The 16,280-nt window shown below is 68.6% G+C and carries 17 protein-coding genes; 10 read left to right on the top strand and 7 right to left on the bottom strand.

Annotation, left to right across the window (positions count from 1 at the left end; all coding sequences use genetic code 11):
• The first annotated feature begins 195 nt into the window (after window positions 1–195).
• A complete protein-coding gene (locus tag ACX25U_RS02570) occupies window positions 196–948 on the top strand; it encodes an SDR family NAD(P)-dependent oxidoreductase (RefSeq protein ID WP_454388664.1) in 753 nt (250 codons plus the stop codon).
• A gap of 46 nt (window positions 949–994) precedes the next feature.
• Complete coding sequence (locus tag ACX25U_RS02565) at window positions 995–2,299, top strand: cytochrome P450 (protein WP_454388663.1); 1,305 nt, start codon at window positions 995–997, stop codon at window positions 2,297–2,299.
• A 519-nt stretch (window positions 2,300–2,818) separates the two neighbouring features.
• Here the strand turns inward: ACX25U_RS02565 and ACX25U_RS02560 are convergent.
• Both ACX25U_RS02560 and ACX25U_RS02555 read right to left on the bottom strand, forming a co-directional pair.
• Entirely contained in the window at window positions 2,819–3,214 is a 396-nt protein-coding gene (locus tag ACX25U_RS02560; RefSeq protein ID WP_454388661.1) for a nuclear transport factor 2 family protein, read from the bottom strand.
• A 101-nt stretch (window positions 3,215–3,315) separates the two neighbouring features.
• Complete coding sequence (locus ACX25U_RS02555) at window positions 3,316–4,095, bottom strand: tyrosine-protein phosphatase (protein WP_454388659.1); 780 nt, start codon at window positions 4,093–4,095, stop codon at window positions 3,316–3,318.
• A 121-nt stretch (window positions 4,096–4,216) separates the two neighbouring features.
• On the opposite strand from ACX25U_RS02555, the gene ACX25U_RS02550 reads away from it, so the two are divergent.
• From ACX25U_RS02550 to ACX25U_RS02530, 5 genes are all read left to right on the top strand, one after another.
• Window positions 4,217–5,563 carry an aromatic ring-hydroxylating oxygenase subunit alpha gene (locus ACX25U_RS02550; RefSeq protein ID WP_454388657.1) on the top strand — a complete coding sequence of 449 codons (1,347 nt, stop codon included), beginning with the start codon at window positions 4,217–4,219 and terminating at the stop codon, window positions 5,561–5,563.
• Between the two features lie 2 nt (window positions 5,564–5,565).
• Window positions 5,566–5,781, top strand: coding sequence for a hypothetical protein (locus ACX25U_RS02545; protein WP_454388655.1), 216 nt, complete (start codon window positions 5,566–5,568; stop codon window positions 5,779–5,781).
• Between the two features lie 23 nt (window positions 5,782–5,804).
• Window positions 5,805–6,320: a nuclear transport factor 2 family protein gene (locus tag ACX25U_RS02540; RefSeq protein ID WP_454388653.1), complete on the top strand. Its 516-nt coding sequence runs from the start codon at window positions 5,805–5,807 to the stop codon at window positions 6,318–6,320.
• A gap of 193 nt (window positions 6,321–6,513) precedes the next feature.
• A complete protein-coding gene (locus tag ACX25U_RS02535) occupies window positions 6,514–7,509 on the top strand; it encodes an LLM class flavin-dependent oxidoreductase (RefSeq protein WP_454388651.1) in 996 nt (331 codons plus the stop codon).
• Between the two features lie 303 nt (window positions 7,510–7,812).
• A complete protein-coding gene (locus tag ACX25U_RS02530) occupies window positions 7,813–8,277 on the top strand; it encodes a VOC family protein (protein ID WP_454388650.1) in 465 nt (154 codons plus the stop codon).
• 125 nt (window positions 8,278–8,402) lie between these two features.
• Here the strand turns inward: ACX25U_RS02530 and ACX25U_RS02525 are convergent, their stop codons facing one another.
• From ACX25U_RS02525 to ACX25U_RS02510, 4 genes are all read right to left on the bottom strand, one after another.
• Window positions 8,403–9,716 carry a cytochrome P450 gene (locus ACX25U_RS02525; protein ID WP_454388648.1) on the bottom strand — a complete coding sequence of 438 codons (1,314 nt, stop codon included), beginning with the start codon at window positions 9,714–9,716 and terminating at the stop codon, window positions 8,403–8,405.
• Between the two features lie 155 nt (window positions 9,717–9,871).
• Entirely contained in the window at window positions 9,872–10,048 is a 177-nt protein-coding gene (locus ACX25U_RS02520) for a hypothetical protein (protein WP_454388646.1), read from the bottom strand.
• 4 nt (window positions 10,049–10,052) lie between these two features.
• Entirely contained in the window at window positions 10,053–10,955 is a 903-nt protein-coding gene (locus ACX25U_RS02515; protein WP_454388644.1) for a TIGR03619 family F420-dependent LLM class oxidoreductase, read from the bottom strand.
• Window positions 10,956–10,966: 11 nt separating this feature from the next.
• Window positions 10,967–11,374 (bottom strand): VOC family protein, encoded by a 408-nt coding sequence (locus tag ACX25U_RS02510; RefSeq protein WP_454388642.1) that lies wholly within the window; start codon window positions 11,372–11,374, stop codon window positions 10,967–10,969.
• Between the two features lie 89 nt (window positions 11,375–11,463).
• On the opposite strand from ACX25U_RS02510, the gene ACX25U_RS02505 reads away from it, so the two are divergent.
• The 3 genes from ACX25U_RS02505 (at window position 11,464) to ACX25U_RS02495 (ending at window position 13,989) form a co-directional block, all read left to right on the top strand.
• Complete coding sequence (locus tag ACX25U_RS02505; protein ID WP_454388640.1) at window positions 11,464–12,228, top strand: SDR family NAD(P)-dependent oxidoreductase; 765 nt, start codon at window positions 11,464–11,466, stop codon at window positions 12,226–12,228.
• Between the two features lie 125 nt (window positions 12,229–12,353).
• Window positions 12,354–13,148, top strand: coding sequence for a ThuA domain-containing protein (locus tag ACX25U_RS02500; RefSeq protein WP_454388638.1), 795 nt, complete (start codon window positions 12,354–12,356; stop codon window positions 13,146–13,148).
• Entirely contained in the window at window positions 13,141–13,989 is an 849-nt protein-coding gene (locus tag ACX25U_RS02495) for an SDR family NAD(P)-dependent oxidoreductase (protein WP_454388636.1), read from the top strand. Before ACX25U_RS02500 ends, ACX25U_RS02495 begins: the two co-directional genes overlap by 8 nt.
• A gap of 120 nt (window positions 13,990–14,109) precedes the next feature.
• On the opposite strand, the gene ACX25U_RS02490 is transcribed toward ACX25U_RS02495, so the two are convergent.
• A complete protein-coding gene (locus ACX25U_RS02490; RefSeq protein ID WP_454388634.1) occupies window positions 14,110–15,846 on the bottom strand; it encodes a PEP-utilizing enzyme in 1,737 nt (578 codons plus the stop codon).
• Window positions 15,847–16,280: the final 434 nt, after the last annotated feature.

Raw genomic sequence — 16,280 nt, 5'->3', positions numbered from 1 at the left:
CCGGTGACGGGGCCCGGGACGGGCGGGCCCCCGCCGCGGCAGGAGGCGTGATGTCCCGAACAGCAGTCATGCGTTCCCCACGACGCCGAGACCGACACTGTGCCCCCGGCGGCCGGAGCCGTCACCGCCACGCGGCGGATCCCGCACGACCATCCCGCGCCCATGCACGTCGGCGCCCGACGCAGGAGGACAAGGATGTCTGACTCACGCCCCACCGCCCTCATCACCGGAGCCGGCCGAGGCATCGGTCGCGCGATCGCGATGCGGCTCGCTCGCGAGGGCTACACCGCGGTCGTGGTCGACCGGGACGGTGCGTCCGCCGAGAAGGTGGCCGCAGAGGTCGGCGGTATCGCTGCCCAGTGCGACGTCACCGACGTCAAGGCTGTGAATCAACTGGCCGACTCCGTTCCCGATCTGGCCGTACTGGTGAACAACGCCGGCATCTTCCCGCCGTCGCCGATAGCCACGGTCGACCCCGAGGAATTCCGCAGGGTCATGGACGTGAACGTGCTCGGACCCCTCCTGCTGACCCAGGCTTTCCTGCCCCAGCTCAGCGCGGCACGGGGAGCGGTGGTCAACATCGTGTCGATGGCCGCGAAGATCCCCGTGCCGGGTACGGCAGCTTATTCGCCGTCCAAGGCCGCCCTGCTGTCGCTCACCAAGCTGTGCGCGGTGGAACTCGCCTCCAGTGGTGTCCGATTCAACGCGATCGGTCCGGGAGGGGTGGAGACGGAGGGCACGGCGTCCGTCAGCGCGGACCCGCGGCGCGAGGCCCGCTTCAACGACCTCGTCCCGCTCGGCCGCCGCGCGCGACCCGAGGACATCGCCGACGTCGTGCCGTTCCTCATCGGTGACGCCGCACGCTACGTCACCGGTCAGGTGGTCTACGTCGACGGCGGGCTCACCGAGGCCACCATCCCCTTCCTCCAGGCGGCCCAGCGGGGCTAGGCGGCCCAGCGGGGCCGGCACCCGCCCGAAACAGATGGGACTGAGTATGGACTCCGCGACACGTGACACCGTGATGCCGGACTTTCCGATCAACGCCGTCCTCCGTCGTGACGACGAGGCGATCCGTTGCCCGTTCGCCGCGTTCGCGCACCTGCGACAGGACCACCCGGTGGTGTGGAGCGACGCACTCGGCGCCTGGCTGGTCAGCCGGTACGACGACATCCGGCAGGTCCTCAAGGACCCCGTCACCTTCTCGAGCCGCTGTGCGAGCGGCCGCAGCTCGGTCACCGGGCTCGCGGAGAGGATCGCCGACGATCCGGACTTCCCGGAGGAGACGCGCCGGCAGGCGGCGCGACGGGTGGAACTCAGCAAGTCGAACGTACTGCTCACCGCCGACCCTCCCCTGCACAAGAGGCAGCGGGGTCTGGTCGCCATGGCCTTCACCCCTCGACGGGTCAAGGAGATGGAACCGGAGTTCCAGGCCATCGTCGACTCCTTGATCGACGCCTTCCCCGAGGGCGGTCCCGTCGACATCGTGCGGGACTTCGCGATGCCGCTGCCGATGACGGTCATCGCCCGCATCCTCGGTGTCCCGCATGAGCTGATGCCGACCTTCAAGAAGTGGACGATCGCCTTCACCAAGGGCGTCGGCGCGCTCGATCTTCCTCGGGAGGAGCTGATCGAGCTCTTCGCGGACGTGGACGAGTTCTACGACTACTTCACTGCCGAGCTCGACAAGCGCCGCCGTGAGCCGCAGGACGACCTGCTCACCGACCTCCTCCAGGCGCGGATGAGTGGTGAGGAGTCGCTCAGCGAGCACGAGATCCTGCAGATGCTGGTTCAGTTCCTCGTCGCCGGCAACGAGACCACCACGAATCTGATCGGGAGCACGGTCAAGCGTCTCATCGACTCCCCGGACCTGATGGCCTCGGTCCGGTCCGACCTGTCGCGGGTACCCGTCGTCGTGGAGGAGACGCTCCGGCTCGAGGCGCCTGCCCAGGGACTCTTCCGACTCGCGATGACCGACGTGGAACTGGGGGGCCAGCAGATCCGGGACGGGGACATGCTGTATCTGATGTACTCCTCCGGCAACCGCGACGAAGCCGCCTTCCCCGAGCCGGAAGAGATCAAACTGGACGGTTCCCGGAGCCACCACCTCGCCTTCGGGCGGGGGGAGCACGTCTGCCTTGGCTCGAACCTCGCCCGCCGGGAGTCCGCCATCGCGATCACTACGTTGCTCCGACGTGTCGAGGGACTGGCCCACGCCGGTTTGGGGCCGACGCCGTACATGCCGAGCTTCGCCCTGCGAGGGCCGCTCGCCCTGCCGGTGACCTTCACCCGCCGGAGCTGACGGAGCCGCAGCGGGGGTCGTGGAGCCGGGATCGTGCCGGACGGCTTCGGGGGGATCACGAAACCGTTGCTCCCGGAGCAGCGAACGCGGCGCGGGGCGGCCGAACGGTCGGTGTCCCTGATGTGCCGCTGCCGGCGGCCATCACCGGGGTGCTGGTCCGGGGGTGTGCCTCGCGAGCGCTGCCGCTGTGCCGTGGCGTTCCGAGGCGTCCGCCCACCGCCGGGTCCGATCCGGTACCGAGCCGGAGTGTGGGCCACCCCGTACGCAACCGTGTCGCCATTGATTGGGTGACGCCGAACTGACCGGCGTCACCCGGTCGATGCGACACCGCACCCGTCAGGGCCACCGCCATCTCCGTGACGGTCTTCGGCATGCTCCCGGGCATCCCCGAGCCGAGGGCGAAGCACAGTGGACGGGGTGACGGCTCCGGCATGAGCCCACGCGACCGGCGCCGCCGCGCGACGACAGGTGCCGTGGGCGTCATCGAGAAGGAGCCGCTCTCCGGGAGCCGCTCCGCGTTCAGCCTCCGGCCGCCGCGCGCCGCTCCCGCCAGGTGCGGTGGTCGGCGTAGTCGCGCGCGACACGAATGAGGCCGCCGCCGAGTTCGAACACCCCGCAGCACTCGATGGCGGCCTCACGGCCGTCGTACCAGAACCGGTCAACGCGCTCGAGGAAGACCAGGTGGCCGGCGGCGGCGCCGGCGACGACGTCCCATCGCACCTGCGTGCACTCGCCCAGCACCTTGGTGTACGCCGCCTCGATCGCGCTGCGCCCAGTGACGGGGGGCTGCGGCACCAGGAAGTGGTAGGCGGCGTCCTCGGTGAAGCAAGCGGCCACGCGGGACGGGTCCCGGGCGTTGACCGCCTCGAGGAACTCGCTGACGGCGGCGGGGAGGGCACTCATGATCTCGTCCATCAACGGTCTCCTCGGTGTCGTGGGCAACGATGTCGCTCGGCTCGGTGCCCTCGCGGGCAGGGCGCGGCGGAGCGAGGTCGTGGAGGAGCGGTCCGCCGGGCTCAGCCTTCGAGCAGGTTCTCCCGCAGTACCGGCACCAGGTCGGTGATCCCGATCTGCTCCGCATAGCCCTCGATGCCGCCGTGCAGCCGCTGGACCCGGTCGAGGAAGGTGCCGATCGCCTCGGGCGGCGTGAGCAGCATGGCCTCCTTGTCCAAGTGCCAGGACGCCAGGACCTCGGCGGGGTAGGTGGCTTCCAGGTGGTCGAGCATCCGCCGCATGCCCTGGGCGCTCATCGCGTAGTCCTCGAGGATGTCCTCCCGCCGTACCCCGAGGAGGCTCAGCAGCAGGGCCACCACGATGCCGGTCCGGTCCCGGCCCGAGGCACAGTGGACGGCCGTGCACTGCGCGCTGGCGTTTGCGACGGCGCGCCACAGCTCCGGATGGGCAGCGAGGTTCGCCTCGTGCATCTCGCCGTACAGCTCACCGGTCATCACCGGGTCGAGGTAGCGGTGGGCGTGCTCCAGCGACGGCACTTCCGCCCACAGCGGTCGCGACACCCGCCGCGTGCCGAGTTCGTCCCAGCGCCGCGTTCCGCGCTGTTCGATCTCCGCCGGGGTCCGCAGGTCGATGACGGTCCTGAGGCCGAGCGCGCCGAGAGCGGCTGCGTCCGCATCGGTGGCGAGGTGCGGGTCGTCGGTTCGGTACATCCGGCCGGGGCGGACGCGCCGCCCGTCGGACGTACACAGTCCCCCGAGGTCGCGCACATTGAAGATCTGGGCGAAGTGGATCGCGCGCTCGGCGTGTCCCGGGGCGGTCGTCTGCGTCGAGGTGTCGCTCACCCGGCAAGGCTATTGCTCTCGAGACAAATAGTCTAGTCTTCGATCAACGCGCTCAGGGCAGTAATCCGGGCTCAGAGCGTCTACGCCGGATCCGGCACAGAGCCAGGGAGTGGAGGACCGTATGGGCGAGAGGCTCGACGTCGGGGATCGTCTGATCTCTTACCAGGACGTGCTCGACCTGGACACCAAGAAGGTGCCCGAGCACATCCGTCGGGAGTCGCGAGGTCGGTTCGACTTCGACGAGGCTCCGATCGACATCTACGTCTCGCGGGAGTGGCACGAGCAGGAGAAGGAAAAGCTCTGGAAGAAGGTCTGGCAACTCGTTTGCCGGGAAGAGCAGATCCCCGAGGTCGGCGACCACATCGTGTACCGGATCGCCGGCCTTTCCTACCTCGTCGTCCGCAGCGCGCCGAACGAGATCCGCGCCTACCCCAACGCCTGCCTGCACCGGGGCCGTCAGCTGAAGGACTACGCCGGACGCTGCTCGGAGATCCGCTGCTCGTTCCACGCCATGACCTGGAACCTCAACGGCGAGCTCACGCGGATCCCGGCCCCGTGGGAGTTCGAGCACGTCGACCCCGAGCAGTTCAAGCTTCCCGCGGTGAAGGTCGGGACCTGGGCCGGCTTCGTCTTCATCAACCCCGACCCGGAAGCCGAGCCGCTCGAGTCCTTCCTCGGTGACCTGCCGGTGCACTTCGCCAAGTGGGACTTCGAGAACCGCTACCTCGAAGTCCACGTCTCCAAGCTCCTGCGCTGCAACTGGAAGGTGGCGCAGGAGGCCTTCATGGAGTGCTGGCACGCTGCGGCCACCCACCCCCAGACGGTGCCGTACGCCGCCTTCGGCGCGTGCCAAGTGGACTGCTACGACAACTTCGCCCGCTTCATCACCCCGTCGGAGGTCGTGGGCCCGATGATGCCTTGGGACCCCAGCACCGAGGAGATGCTGCGGGCGACCCTGGACGTCCGCGAGGACGAGCAACTCCCGGTCGAGCTCGAACCAGGAGAGACCGCACGCTCGTTCATCGTCCGGAACACCCGTGAGAAGTGGCGCGCCTTCCTCGGAGACAGGATCGACGAGTGGGCGGACTGCGAGCTCGTCGACAACTTCACCTACACCGTCTTCCCCAACATCATGCCGTGGGGCGGCGTGCACAAGATCTGCTACCGCTTCCGGCCCAACGGTGACGACCACCGCACCTGCATCATGGACGTCTTCTACATCTCTCCGTTCACGGGCGAGCGTCCGGCGCCGGCCGAGGAGGTCGAGCTCGGTTTCGACGACCCGTTCAGCAGCGTCCCCGAGCTCGGCATCGTGGGCAACATTCTCGATCAGGACTGCTTCAACATGGAGAAGGTGCAGTTCGGTCTCGAGACGGCGACCAAGAAGACGGTGACCTTCGCCTCCTACCAGGAGGACAACCTCAAGTGGATGCAGCAGCTGCTGCGTCGTTACGTGGAGGCTGAGTGACCATGCACGGCGTCAGGCATCCCTACACCAGGGACCTCTACGAGCTCGACGACCAGGGCCGGGTTCAAGTCACCAGCAGGGACAGCAGCCGCGTCGGCCACTTCTCGTCCGACGGCCGGTGGCTGGCGGGCGACAAGTTCGACGCCGACCCGCACCTGTGCGGGTGGGTGAGTGCGCCGCGAAACCAGCACCGCATCACCACCGAGTCCCGGGACTGACAACACGAGAAGGGACGAAGGTCATGGACGCTGCGGGCGAGGCGGCCCTGGACGGTCTGCGCCGAGAGGTGCAGCGGCTGAAGGACGTCGAGGAGATCAAGAAGCTCAAGGCACGCTACTTCCGATACGTCGACCTGCACTGGTGGCCCGAGCTGCGTGGCTTGTTCACCGACGACGCCCTCTTCGAGATCGGCGAGTCGACCTCAGGGCCGGGGACTGCGGACGAGTTCGTCGCATCCATCGGTCGCCACCTGGGCGAGGCGATGAGCGTGCACCACGGGCACATGCCCGAGATCGAGATCGTCGACGCCGAGACGGCCCACGGGATCTGGGCGATGTTCGACGTCGTCGAGCCGTCGCCCAGCAGTGGCTACCCGGTGCTGACCGGGTTCGGCCACTACACCGAGGACTACCGCAAGGTTGACGGGCAATGGCGCATCGCGCGGCTGCGGCTGACCCGGCTCAGGCGCTCGGTCGACGGCGACGTGATCGAGGGCGCGAAGGTCGACGGCCGGCGGGAGTTCATGGAGCCGTGGTGACGACCGCCGTGCCGGACCGGTCACGGCCGCCATGGTCACTGTTTCTGTTCCTTCGTGATGACGGTCGCGCGGGCACGATGTCGCCGGGACGCGGCACTCGCGCTCGGCGCCGTGCTGCGGGGCTGCGTCGTGGGGCGGCGACGGCATCACGGCACTTGTCGCCCCCCGTTCAGCGGACCACTGAGGAGGAAGCGTGAAGATCGGGCTGCGGTACGACATGAGGGCACCGGACCTGGGGCCCGGCTCCCCGACTCCGGCAGCGCTCTACGCGGCGGCCGTGGAGCAGTGCGCGTGGGCCGATGCCCAGGGGTTCGACACCGTCTATCTGGCTGAGCACCACGGGGCCGAGGACAACTACTGCCCGGCGCCGATGATTCTCGGCTCCGCCATCGCGGGCACCACGCGGCAGATCGAGATCCACTTCTCCGCGCTGTGCATCACCATGCACCAGCCGCTCCGGCTCGCCGAGGATCTCGCCGTGCTCGACCTCATCGCCGGGCCCGGGCGGGTGCTCGTCACCGCCGGCATGGGCTACCGCCCGACGGAGTTCGACATGTTCGGGGTCGACTTCCCCAACCGCGCCAAGGTCTACGAGCACCATCTCGAGGTGCTGCACAAGGCGTGGACCGGCGCGGAGTTCGAGTTCGAGGGCAGGACCGTCCGCGTGACCCCAGCCCCGGGCACGCCGGGTGGTCCGGCGGTCTACATCGGGGGCAACGCGAAGCCGTCGGCTCGCCGTGCCGCGCGCCTGGGCCTCGGCTACCGGCCCGCGTCGAAGGAGCTCTACGAGTACTACGAGCGGCAGTGCGCCGAGCTGGGACGGCCTGCGCCGGAGCCGTTCCCCGAGCACGGGCCGGCGTTCGTGCACGTCACCGAGGACCCGGAGCGGTCGCTGCAGCAGATCGCCCCGCACCTGATCCACGCCAGCAACATGTACGCCGCGTGGGCGACCGAACGGTCGAAGGAAGCGGTGAATGGATACTGGCAGGAGAAAGAGGGCATTGAGTCGATCAAAGCCGACCCGACGATGTGGATCCTGACACCGGACGAGGCGGTTGAGCGGTGCCGTGCGCTCCCCGAGGACTACGAGCTGCGCCTGCATCCGCTGCTCGGCGGTCTGCCTCCGGAACTGTCCTGGGAGAGCCTGGAGCTGCTCGCCGACAAGGTGCTTCCGAGGGTGCGGGCATGACCGCGGAGCTCCCGGCCGTGGAGGGAAGGGGAGAACGCCGAGGTCCGGGATGCCTCGCGCAGGGCCTGGTACGCGTCCGCCCCGGCGCCGATCCCGCCCGGCGCGAGCCGTCAGCGCGGTGGCGCCGGTGCCGCGGCGGCTGGACGCCCTGACATCGGCCGATTCCGGGGGGGAACCCCGGCCACCATCCGGGCGCCATCCACCGCAGGCTCCGATTCCTCCTGAGCCGCCCGTGAGCACACCGGTCACCGACTGGCCGGCCGACTCCGTTCGACCACCGACGAAAGGCAGCCCATGCTGTTGATGCCGTATCACGCCGGGATCGTCGTCCCGGACATCACCCGGGCGATCGACGACCTGACCGAGAGGCTCGGGTACACGTTCAACGCGCCGACCACGATCGTGATCCCGGAGGTCGAGGATCGTGTCGCCGGCTCCACCAGCGCGGTCGAGCTGGTCGCCGCCTACTCCCGCGAGGGGCCCTTCCGGCTCGAGCTCATCCAGGGCCAGGGCGAGGGCGTCTACTCCACCAGGCTGTCGGGGCTGCACCACCTGGGTGTCTGGGAGAGCGACCCTGACGCGCGGCTGCGACAGCTGGACGCAGACCTTGAGCGGGTCGATGCCGTCATCCGCAGGGCCGATGGCCGCATCTCCGCCATCTACGCCGCTGCCAAGGGTCTTGGTGGCACCCGCATCGAGTACGTGAACGACGACCGGCGCCAACAGCTCGAGGAATGGTTCGAGACCGGGATCATGCCGGGCCGATGAGGAGCTGACGTCACCGATCCGCGCGAGGTGGTGCTCCGCGGAGCACCACCTCGCGCGGACGACACGGGGGACCGTGACGCCTGCCAGGGGCAGGACGGTGCATGCGTGCGGACAGGAAGGTCCGTTCACGCCCTGAAGGTGATGGGCAGTTGCCGGGGGCCGCGCAGGATGAACGTCGGGTGGTAGTCCAGTCGTTCCAGGTCGGTCCCCGCGGCAAGGCCGGGCAGGCGGTTCAGCAGCGTGCTGATCGCGATCGCGGCCTCTCGCCTGGCCAGGTTGGCGCCGATGCACACGTGCTCGCCGCGGCCGAACGCCAGGTGGTGGCCTCGTGCTTCATGGAGCTTGATCTGCTCGGGATCGGCGAACTCGCAGGCATCGCGGTTTCCCGACGCGTAGATGAGAAACACCATGCTGCCCTCGGGAATCGGCCTGCCTGCGATCTCGGTGTCCTTGGTGGTGGTCCGGAACATGCCCTGCGTGGGGGCCTCGAGACGCAGGCCCTCCTCGACGAGGGTGGGGATCCGGCCGGGATCCGCCTTGACCTCGGCCATGAGCTCCGGGCCACGGAGCAGGTGGCACATGATCCCGCCGATGAGATTCGTGGTGGTCTCGTTGCCGCCGATGAGGAACTGCACCAGCATCTGCAGAATCTCGTCCTCGGTCAGCGGCTGCTCCCCGGCAATGCGAGCCTGTAGCAGGTCGGTGAGCAGGTCGTCGGCCGGAGCGGCTCGCCGGGCTGCGAGCTGCTCGCTGAAGTAGTCATAGAACTCGCCGACGGAGCGGAAGATGTCCACCACCTCGGCGGTGGGCAGGTCCATGGCACCGACACCGCGGGTGAACGCGCCGGACCACTTCTTGAAGGTGTGCATCATGCTCGGAGGCACGCCCAGGATCGTCGCGATCACCGTCATCGGCAGGGGCAGAGCGAAGTCGGCGATCAACTCCGCCTCGCCTCTGCCGATGAAGGAGTCGATCAGCTCGTCCGTGATCCGCTGGAACAGCGGCTCCATCTCGTTCACGCGGCGGGGCGTGAACGCGTGGCTCACCAGGCCGCGCTGGCGCTTGTGGAGCGGCGGGTCGGCGTTGAGCAGCACCGGCGACCCGCTGAGCCGCAGGCGGCGTTCGGCGACGCGGCGGACGTCGTCGGGGAACTCCGGGCTCTCGAGCACGTGTTGGGCGAGGGCGGTGACGGAACTGGAGCCACTGGCCTGGGCGCTCGAGAAGGTGACAGGGTCCTTGAGCACTTCGCGGATGTCTGGGTACCGGCTGACCACGAAGGCGTTGAGGCGTTCGCTCCAGACCACGGGCTCGCCCTGACGCAGGTCGGCATAGGCGGGGAAGGGACAGCGGACCTGGGCCGCGTCCAGTGACAGCAGGCGGGCGAACCGGGAGTCGGGTGCGATCTCGTCCCCTTGGGGAACAGCGGGTGCTTCGGTCATAGTCGTTCCTCCTGGACTGCCACCGTTCGGGGGATGGCAGTCAAAATAAAGTCGCGTCCCAAAATGTCAATCTCTAGACCGGTTGTGTACTCGGAGTCAGGCGCAGTCCCGCTTCTTGCCGTATCACGCCGACGTGGTCGTGCTCGACTGCCGAGTCAGCAGTCGGCGATCCCGAGGCCACTCCTGACGTCCTCGGCATCATCGGCGTGGTCCATGGCCGCATCCGCAGCCACCTCGTGGTACCGGAGGTCATCGGTGTCCGGATGCCCGGTGCCGATGACCACGGCGCCGGCCCGGCGTTCCGTCCCCGGCCGGAATGCCGGGCCGGTCACGAGCTCATGCGCGGACGGCGTCCAGAACGGGCTGCAGGCCGGCGACCTTGTCGAGCCAGTCCTGCCGGGAGGTGATGTCGGAGCAGAAGTTGGTCTCGACGATGACCGCCTCGAAGCCCTGCTCGGCCGACTCCACTGTGCGCTCGGCGACCTGCTCCACGGTCAGCACCTTGCCCGCGGTGGACTGCAGGGCCGCGCGGTAGATCACGTTCAGCGGATCCAGGCCGTCGGGACGCATGTCGTTCATCCTGGCCAGCGTCTCCGCGGCCTGAGCGATCGGCATCGAGCCCGGGTTCCAGAGGTCGTAGTGCAGCGCCGTGCGGCGCAGGCCCTTCTCCGACCACATGCCCGACATCAGCCTCGGACGGGGCTTCTGCCAGGGCTTCGGCCGGATGATCGCTCGCGGAACGTCGAAGAACTCGCCTTCGTGCGTGACCGGATCCTCCGCCCAGCACTTCTTGAGCACCTCGACGAACTCGTCGATCCGGCGGCCCCGCGTCCCGGGGTCCACCCCGACCGCCCGGTGCTCCTCGTGGGACCAGCCGACACCGAGGCCGACCGCTGTGAGCCGGCCTCCGCTGAGCTGGTCGATGGTGGCCAACTCGTTGGCGAACTGCACCGGCCAGTGGTTGCCGGCGACCAGGATGCTGCTGCCGATGCCGATCCTCTCGGTCCAGGCGGCGACCGCCGCCAAGACCTCGAGCGGGGCATAGACGGACTTGTACACCTCGGGCTGTGCCGAGGCGCTGCCGCCGTACTCGCCCTCCTGATCCAGGGCGTACATGAAGTGGTCCTGCACCCACAGGTGCGCGAATCCCATGTCCTCCGCGGCCTGGGCGACGTCCTTGATCACGTGCCGATCGGTGACCGGGCCGAGCTGGGGGAGGACGAGTCCGACGTCTGTCATGGGGGTTCCGATCAGGAAGCGGGCCGGTTGACGAACTCGAGGAGGTTGCCGTCAGGATCGGCAACCAAGGCGATGCTCACGCCGGGCCGGACCTCGGTGGGCCCGTCGACGACCTTGTGGCCGGCGGCTCGGACCGCGCTGAGAACCTCCTCCAGGTTCGAGACCGACACCGTCCAGTAGCGCAACCCGGTGGAGTCTCCAAGGCCTCCCGTTACGGCGCGGCCGGTGGGCTCCTTGTCGAACTCCACGATCTTGAGCACGCAGTCGCCCACCTGGAAGCGCTTGACGAGGAAGCCGTCCATCGGGACGTCGGACAGGGCCGGGAACCCGAGAACGTTTCCGTAGAAGTCCACCATCGCCTTCTGGTTCGTGGTCACGATGCCGATGTCGATGGTGGACTTCACCAGCAGGGCGGGCATGGCGGCTCCCAGGGTTGTCTGATGTCCGGTTCGCTGCCACCATAGTCGCTTAATCAATCATTGTGAATAAGACTTTTAGGGGTGGGTACATGGACCTGGGGCTCAAAGGGCGACGAGCGCTCATCACGGGTGCCAGCCGGGGAATCGGGCGGGTGATCGCCGACGTGCTCGCCGAGGAAGGGTGCGCGTTGGCGTTGTGCGCCCGGAACGAGGGATCCCTGTCCGCGGCGCGTGACGAGCTCGAGGGGCGGGGTGTCCGGGTGTTCGCCGACGCCGTCGACGTCGCCGACCCCGACGCGCTGCGCGGCTTCGTCGCCGCAAGTGCAAAAGCCCTGGGAGGTCTGGACGTCGTAGTGTCGAACGCCTCGCCCGGCAGCCTGAAGGGAGACGATTCCTGGGTCGAGAGCGCGCGGGGGGACCTGCAGGCGTTCGCCGTCCTCGCGGAAGCCGCCAAGCCGCACCTCGTGGCGTCGGGCCAGGGGGCCGTTGTGGCCATCAGTTCCACCAGTGCCCTGGATGTCGACCTGCCGTCCGGGCCCGCCTCCTTCGGCGCGATCAAAGCGGCCGTGCTCCATCACGCCTCCGCTTTGGCGCGGGCCTATGCGTCCGCGGGCGTTCGGGTCAACACGGTTTCTCCCGGGCCGATCGAGTTCGAGGGCGGAGCCTGGGACCAGGTGCGTCAGGGGCGCCCGGAGGTCTACGACATGGTCAAGGCCAAGCTCCCTCTCGGGCGGTACGGCGAGCCCGTCGACATCGCGAACGCTGTGGCGTTCCTCGCCAGTCCCCGGGCGTCGTTCATCACCGGGGTCAACCTTGTGGTCGACGGCGGTCTGCTCAGCCGCGTGCAGCACTGACTCCGGCGGGCCTTCCCCGTCGTGCGGCTTTCCGGCGTGAGCTCCCGCACCCGTACGGTCGCGGGGACGGTTCGCTGTACTCGCACTGACAATAGTTGATCAATAGATAGAATTAAGGGGAGGCGATGAGGAGTCCACGCCAGATCCTGGCCGTGACCAAGGGACACGGCTATGACCGCAACTCCTTCTCGGACCTGCTGGACGTGCTTCCCGGCATCGCCTGCACACAGGTCGAGCAACCGGCGGCGCAGCTTCACTTCTCGGGCGAGGAGCCCGACCGTTGGGATGCCTACTTGCTGTACGACATGCCCGGCTTCGTGTTCAAGTCCGACCACTCGCATCCGGATCTCCTCGACCCGCCGCAGGCCTACCGCGACGATTTCACCTCCCTGATCGAGCGGGGACACGGGTTCGTGTTCGTGCACCACGCCCTCGCGGCCTGGCCGACCTGGGAGGAGTACGCCTCGATCATGGGGGGCCGCTTCCGGTTCCTCCGTGACGAGCGCCGGCCGGACTCCGGCTACCGTCACGACGTGGAGCAGCGGATCACGCCCGTCGCAGAGGCGGTCGGGCATCCGGTGCTCGACGGGCTGCACGACGGATTCACGGTCACCGACGAGCTCTATCTCGCCGAGATCCATCATGCCGACATCACGCCGCTGCTGGTCACCGATGCCGAGCTCACCGACCGCACGCTGTGGTCGACCTGGAACGCGGTCATCGGGCGACGCGACACCAACGACGGCTGGGAACACCCCAGCGGATCGGGCGTGGTGGCCTGGGTACGGAACCACCCGCGGAGCCGGATCGTGTACCTGCAGTTCGGTGATGGGGCTGCCGCGTTCGGCAACGCGGCGTTCCGTCGTCTCCTCGCCAACGCCTTGCACTGGGTATCAGACAGAGGGAGCGAGAATGAGTGAGCGCAGTGCCCGGGACCCCTTCCGCCTCGACGGCGAGGTGGCCGTCGTGACCGGCGGCTCTCGCGGAATCGGTCGGGCGATCGCGGAGGTGTACGCCGCACGGGGTGCCCACGTGGTCATCTGCGGGCGCGACGAGAAGGCCGGCACCCGGGCCGCGGAGGAGATCGGGGGGTCGGTGCGGTTCGTCCGCGCCGATGTCACCGACGAGAGCGAGGTGCGCGCACTGGTGCGCACCGTGGTGGACGGCTTCGGCGCTCCCTCTATTTTGGTCAACAACGCCGGTCCGACAGATCTCCTGCACACCCGCGACACCGACGGGCCGATCGGTCACATCTCGCTGGAGAACTGGCGCAAGCTGCTGGAACGGACGTTGACCAGCGCGTTCCTGCCCTCCCGGTACGTGCTGCCGGCGATGATGGACAGGCGGCACGGCGCGATCATCAACATCTCGTCGCTGGCGGCCGCTCAGGCGATGCCCGGTTTCGACGCGTACTCCGCCGGCAAGGGCGGCCTCGAGGCGCTGACCCGATCCATCGCGAGCGGCTACGCGCACCTGGGCATCCGCTGCAACGCGATCCGGGTCGGGAGCATCGCGGTGGACCATGGCGACGGCAGCCGGCGCCGCTATGCGACCGAGGACGACGCCCCTGACGCCTGGCGCCGCGCCGTGCCGCCCGAGGAGGGGGAGCCGGAGGACATCGCCCACGCCGCGCTGTTCCTGGCGGCGCCCGCATCCTCCTACATCACGGGCACGGTCCTGCCCGTCGACGGTGGGCTGGGGTCCCGTTCCCTGATGCCCTGGCAGACGCCGCGTCCGGAGATGCTCGCGGACGGCATGTGACGGATCGTCCCGGCCGGAAACAGCCACGTGCGAAGGGGTTCCGGTCATGCTCGGGAGCGCGTGGCGTGCGCAAGGAAGGAGGACCACACCCGTACGGGTGTGGTCCTCCTTCGTGTCGGCTCAGTGAACGGTGACCGTGCCCGCCGCTCCGTCGACAGTGAGCATGGTGCCGTTCTTGATCTTCTTGGTGGCGCCGCGAACCCCGAGTACACACGGGATGCCGAGCTCGCGGCTCACGATCGCGGCGTGGCTCATCGGCGACCCGACGTTGACGACGACGGCTTCGGCGGAGGTGAAGATCGGTGTCCAGCCGGGGTCGGTCATCGGGGCGACGAGGATCTCTCCGGGCTCGAGGTCGGGAGCGTCCTCGGGATCGGTGATGATCCGCGCGATACCGGTCGCGGTTCCGGCGCAGGCGCCCAGGCCCTGGAGCACCGTTCCGGGGCCGGCGGGCTGGAGGTCGGGGTCCTTCTTCTTCGGCCACGTGGTGACCGGGGGAATCTCGCCGTTGATGAAGAACGGTGGCTCCAGCTCGGAGAGGGAGTCGTACCACTCCCACCGCTCCGCGATCACCGGCACGAACGACTGCGGGTTCTTGATGAACTTGTCCAGCTCATCCTCCAGCAGCATGGTGATGTCCTCGGGCCGGCCGAAGACGCCCTTGGCCACATAGCGGTTGCCGAGTTCCCACATCGGCAGCCGGGCTTCGTGGAGGACACGGATGGTGTTCGTCTTGCTCTGCTCGCGGGAGCGGGAGTAGAGCTCGGCCGACCGCAGCACGGCCTCGAGCTGACCCAGCGCGGCAGCGTCGTCCTTCAGCTGCTCGCGGACATGGGCCGTCAGTTCCTCCCGCTGTCTGCGGAGCCGGGCGGCTTGCGCCGACGGGGACTTGCTCTCATCCTGCAGGCGCATCCGGTCGATCATCCCCAGCGGGATCTGGCGATGGGTCTCCCACGTCTTCGGAGCGGCGGACCACTCCTCGGTCGACCGCGATCCGTAGTCCCGGATGAACTGGTCGAACTCGGCGATGAACTGCTGTGCCACCGGACTCGTGCTCGCCCGGAGCCGCTCCTCGAGGCCGTCGACGCCCTTGTCGAACTCGGCGGTGAGCACGGGGGCGCCCTTGACCAGGCGGCCGAGGCTCCACATGGCCTGGTTGGGAGCGGCCGAGGCGATGTCGCCGAGACCGCCCATCAGCTTGATGGCCAGGCTCGGGTCGCCGAGCGCGGCCACGGCCTGGTCGAGCGCGCCTGTGACGACGGACCCCTCGTAGACCATGCGCAGGTGGGTCCGGAGCATCGACGCGTAGGGCCCCGTCATGATCTGCCGCTGCCGGGCGACGAGTTCGGCGTCGGTCAACGCACTGAGGTCGGGACGCTCGGCCCGCAGCTTGGCGGCGACTTGCTTGTGCTCCTCGACGTCGGGCCGCGAGGTCTCGCTCAGCACACGCTGCACGGTGGCGAGGATGCGCTCGGTGTACTCCGGTTTGTCGTCGTCGGGGTGGGGGAGGTAGGGCGGAGCCTCGATCTCCCCGAGGTAGGTGCGGTCCATCAGTTCCGGGCTGGCTCCCGGCATCCTGGCGCCGAAGGTCCGTGCGTTGGAGAGGTTCAGATAGATGTAGCCGTGAATCATCCCCTGGATGTCGATGAGGTCCTCACGGAACTCGTCGATGTCGAACGCCCCGAACTCGACGAGGGCCTGCTTCCACTCACGCTCGGCGGGCGGGCCGCCGATCATGCTCCACATCAGTGGGGTGGTCGCGGAATGGGAGACCTCTCCCACGTTCGCCCGCGTGTAGACCGGCCATCGCTCGCTCAGCGGCGAGTCAACGATCCATGGACGCGTGATGTCTGCCATCGCTTCCTCCTCAGGATGTGACGCACGTCTCGCATTAAAGTCGACTGACAGATTATTTGGCAATGGACCATCGCGGGTTTACCGCTTTGAGATCCAGGTCTTGAGTGGGTGGTGCAGTGAGGGTGAGAGAGCCGCGACACGGAACGGAGCCGGCAGAGGCGACGGGCCGGCGCCGACCTGTGTCAGTGGCTCGTTCCTTGGCGCCCACGAGAGCGTCGATGCGACCGCGTCCCGGGCAAACGCGCGGACGTGTTCGCGGCCCGATGTCTCACTGACCCGCGAGGGGCCGCGGGTCGAGGCATGGCCTGCGAAGGCCCGCGGGTTCGCCCGGGCGCCGGCCGAGGCCCGCTCTGTCCCCCGGCAGGCCGGGAGCCGGTCGATGCCCGATCGTCCTCAGCGGACTCGGGATCAGTCGCTCCTGGCCCAGCCGTCGC

The sequence above is a fragment of the Streptomyces sp. JNUCC 63 genome, assembly GCF_054366325.1.
Note: the sequence above shows the minus strand (reverse complement) of the source record. Positions and strands in the feature narration are given on the sequence as shown.

Bases quoted from the DNA above. Each gene is read 5' to 3' on its own strand.
- ACX25U_RS02570 (WP_454388664.1), top strand. From the start codon at position 196: ATGTCTGACTCACGCCCCACCGCCCTCATCACCGGAGCCGGCCGAGGC.
- ACX25U_RS02565 (WP_454388663.1), top strand. From the start codon at position 995: ATGGACTCCGCGACACGTGACACCGTGATGCCGGACTTTCCGATCAAC.
- ACX25U_RS02560 (WP_454388661.1), bottom strand. From the start codon at position 3,214: ATGGACGAGATCATGAGTGCCCTCCCCGCCGCCGTCAGCGAGTTCCTC.
- ACX25U_RS02550 (WP_454388657.1), top strand. From the start codon at position 4,217: ATGGGCGAGAGGCTCGACGTCGGGGATCGTCTGATCTCTTACCAGGAC.
- ACX25U_RS02545 (WP_454388655.1), top strand. From the start codon at position 5,566: ATGCACGGCGTCAGGCATCCCTACACCAGGGACCTCTACGAGCTCGAC.
- ACX25U_RS02540 (WP_454388653.1), top strand. From the start codon at position 5,805: ATGGACGCTGCGGGCGAGGCGGCCCTGGACGGTCTGCGCCGAGAGGTG.
- ACX25U_RS02530 (WP_454388650.1), top strand. From the start codon at position 7,813: ATGCCGTATCACGCCGGGATCGTCGTCCCGGACATCACCCGGGCGATC.
- ACX25U_RS02525 (WP_454388648.1), bottom strand. From the start codon at position 9,716: ATGACCGAAGCACCCGCTGTTCCCCAAGGGGACGAGATCGCACCCGAC.
- ACX25U_RS02515 (WP_454388644.1), bottom strand. From the start codon at position 10,955: ATGACAGACGTCGGACTCGTCCTCCCCCAGCTCGGCCCGGTCACCGAT.
- ACX25U_RS02510 (WP_454388642.1), bottom strand. From the start codon at position 11,374: ATGCCCGCCCTGCTGGTGAAGTCCACCATCGACATCGGCATCGTGACC.
- ACX25U_RS02505 (WP_454388640.1), top strand. From the start codon at position 11,464: ATGGACCTGGGGCTCAAAGGGCGACGAGCGCTCATCACGGGTGCCAGC.
- ACX25U_RS02500 (WP_454388638.1), top strand. From the start codon at position 12,354: ATGAGGAGTCCACGCCAGATCCTGGCCGTGACCAAGGGACACGGCTAT.
- ACX25U_RS02495 (WP_454388636.1), top strand. From the start codon at position 13,141: ATGAGTGAGCGCAGTGCCCGGGACCCCTTCCGCCTCGACGGCGAGGTG.
- ACX25U_RS02490 (WP_454388634.1), bottom strand. From the start codon at position 15,846: ATGGCAGACATCACGCGTCCATGGATCGTTGACTCGCCGCTGAGCGAG.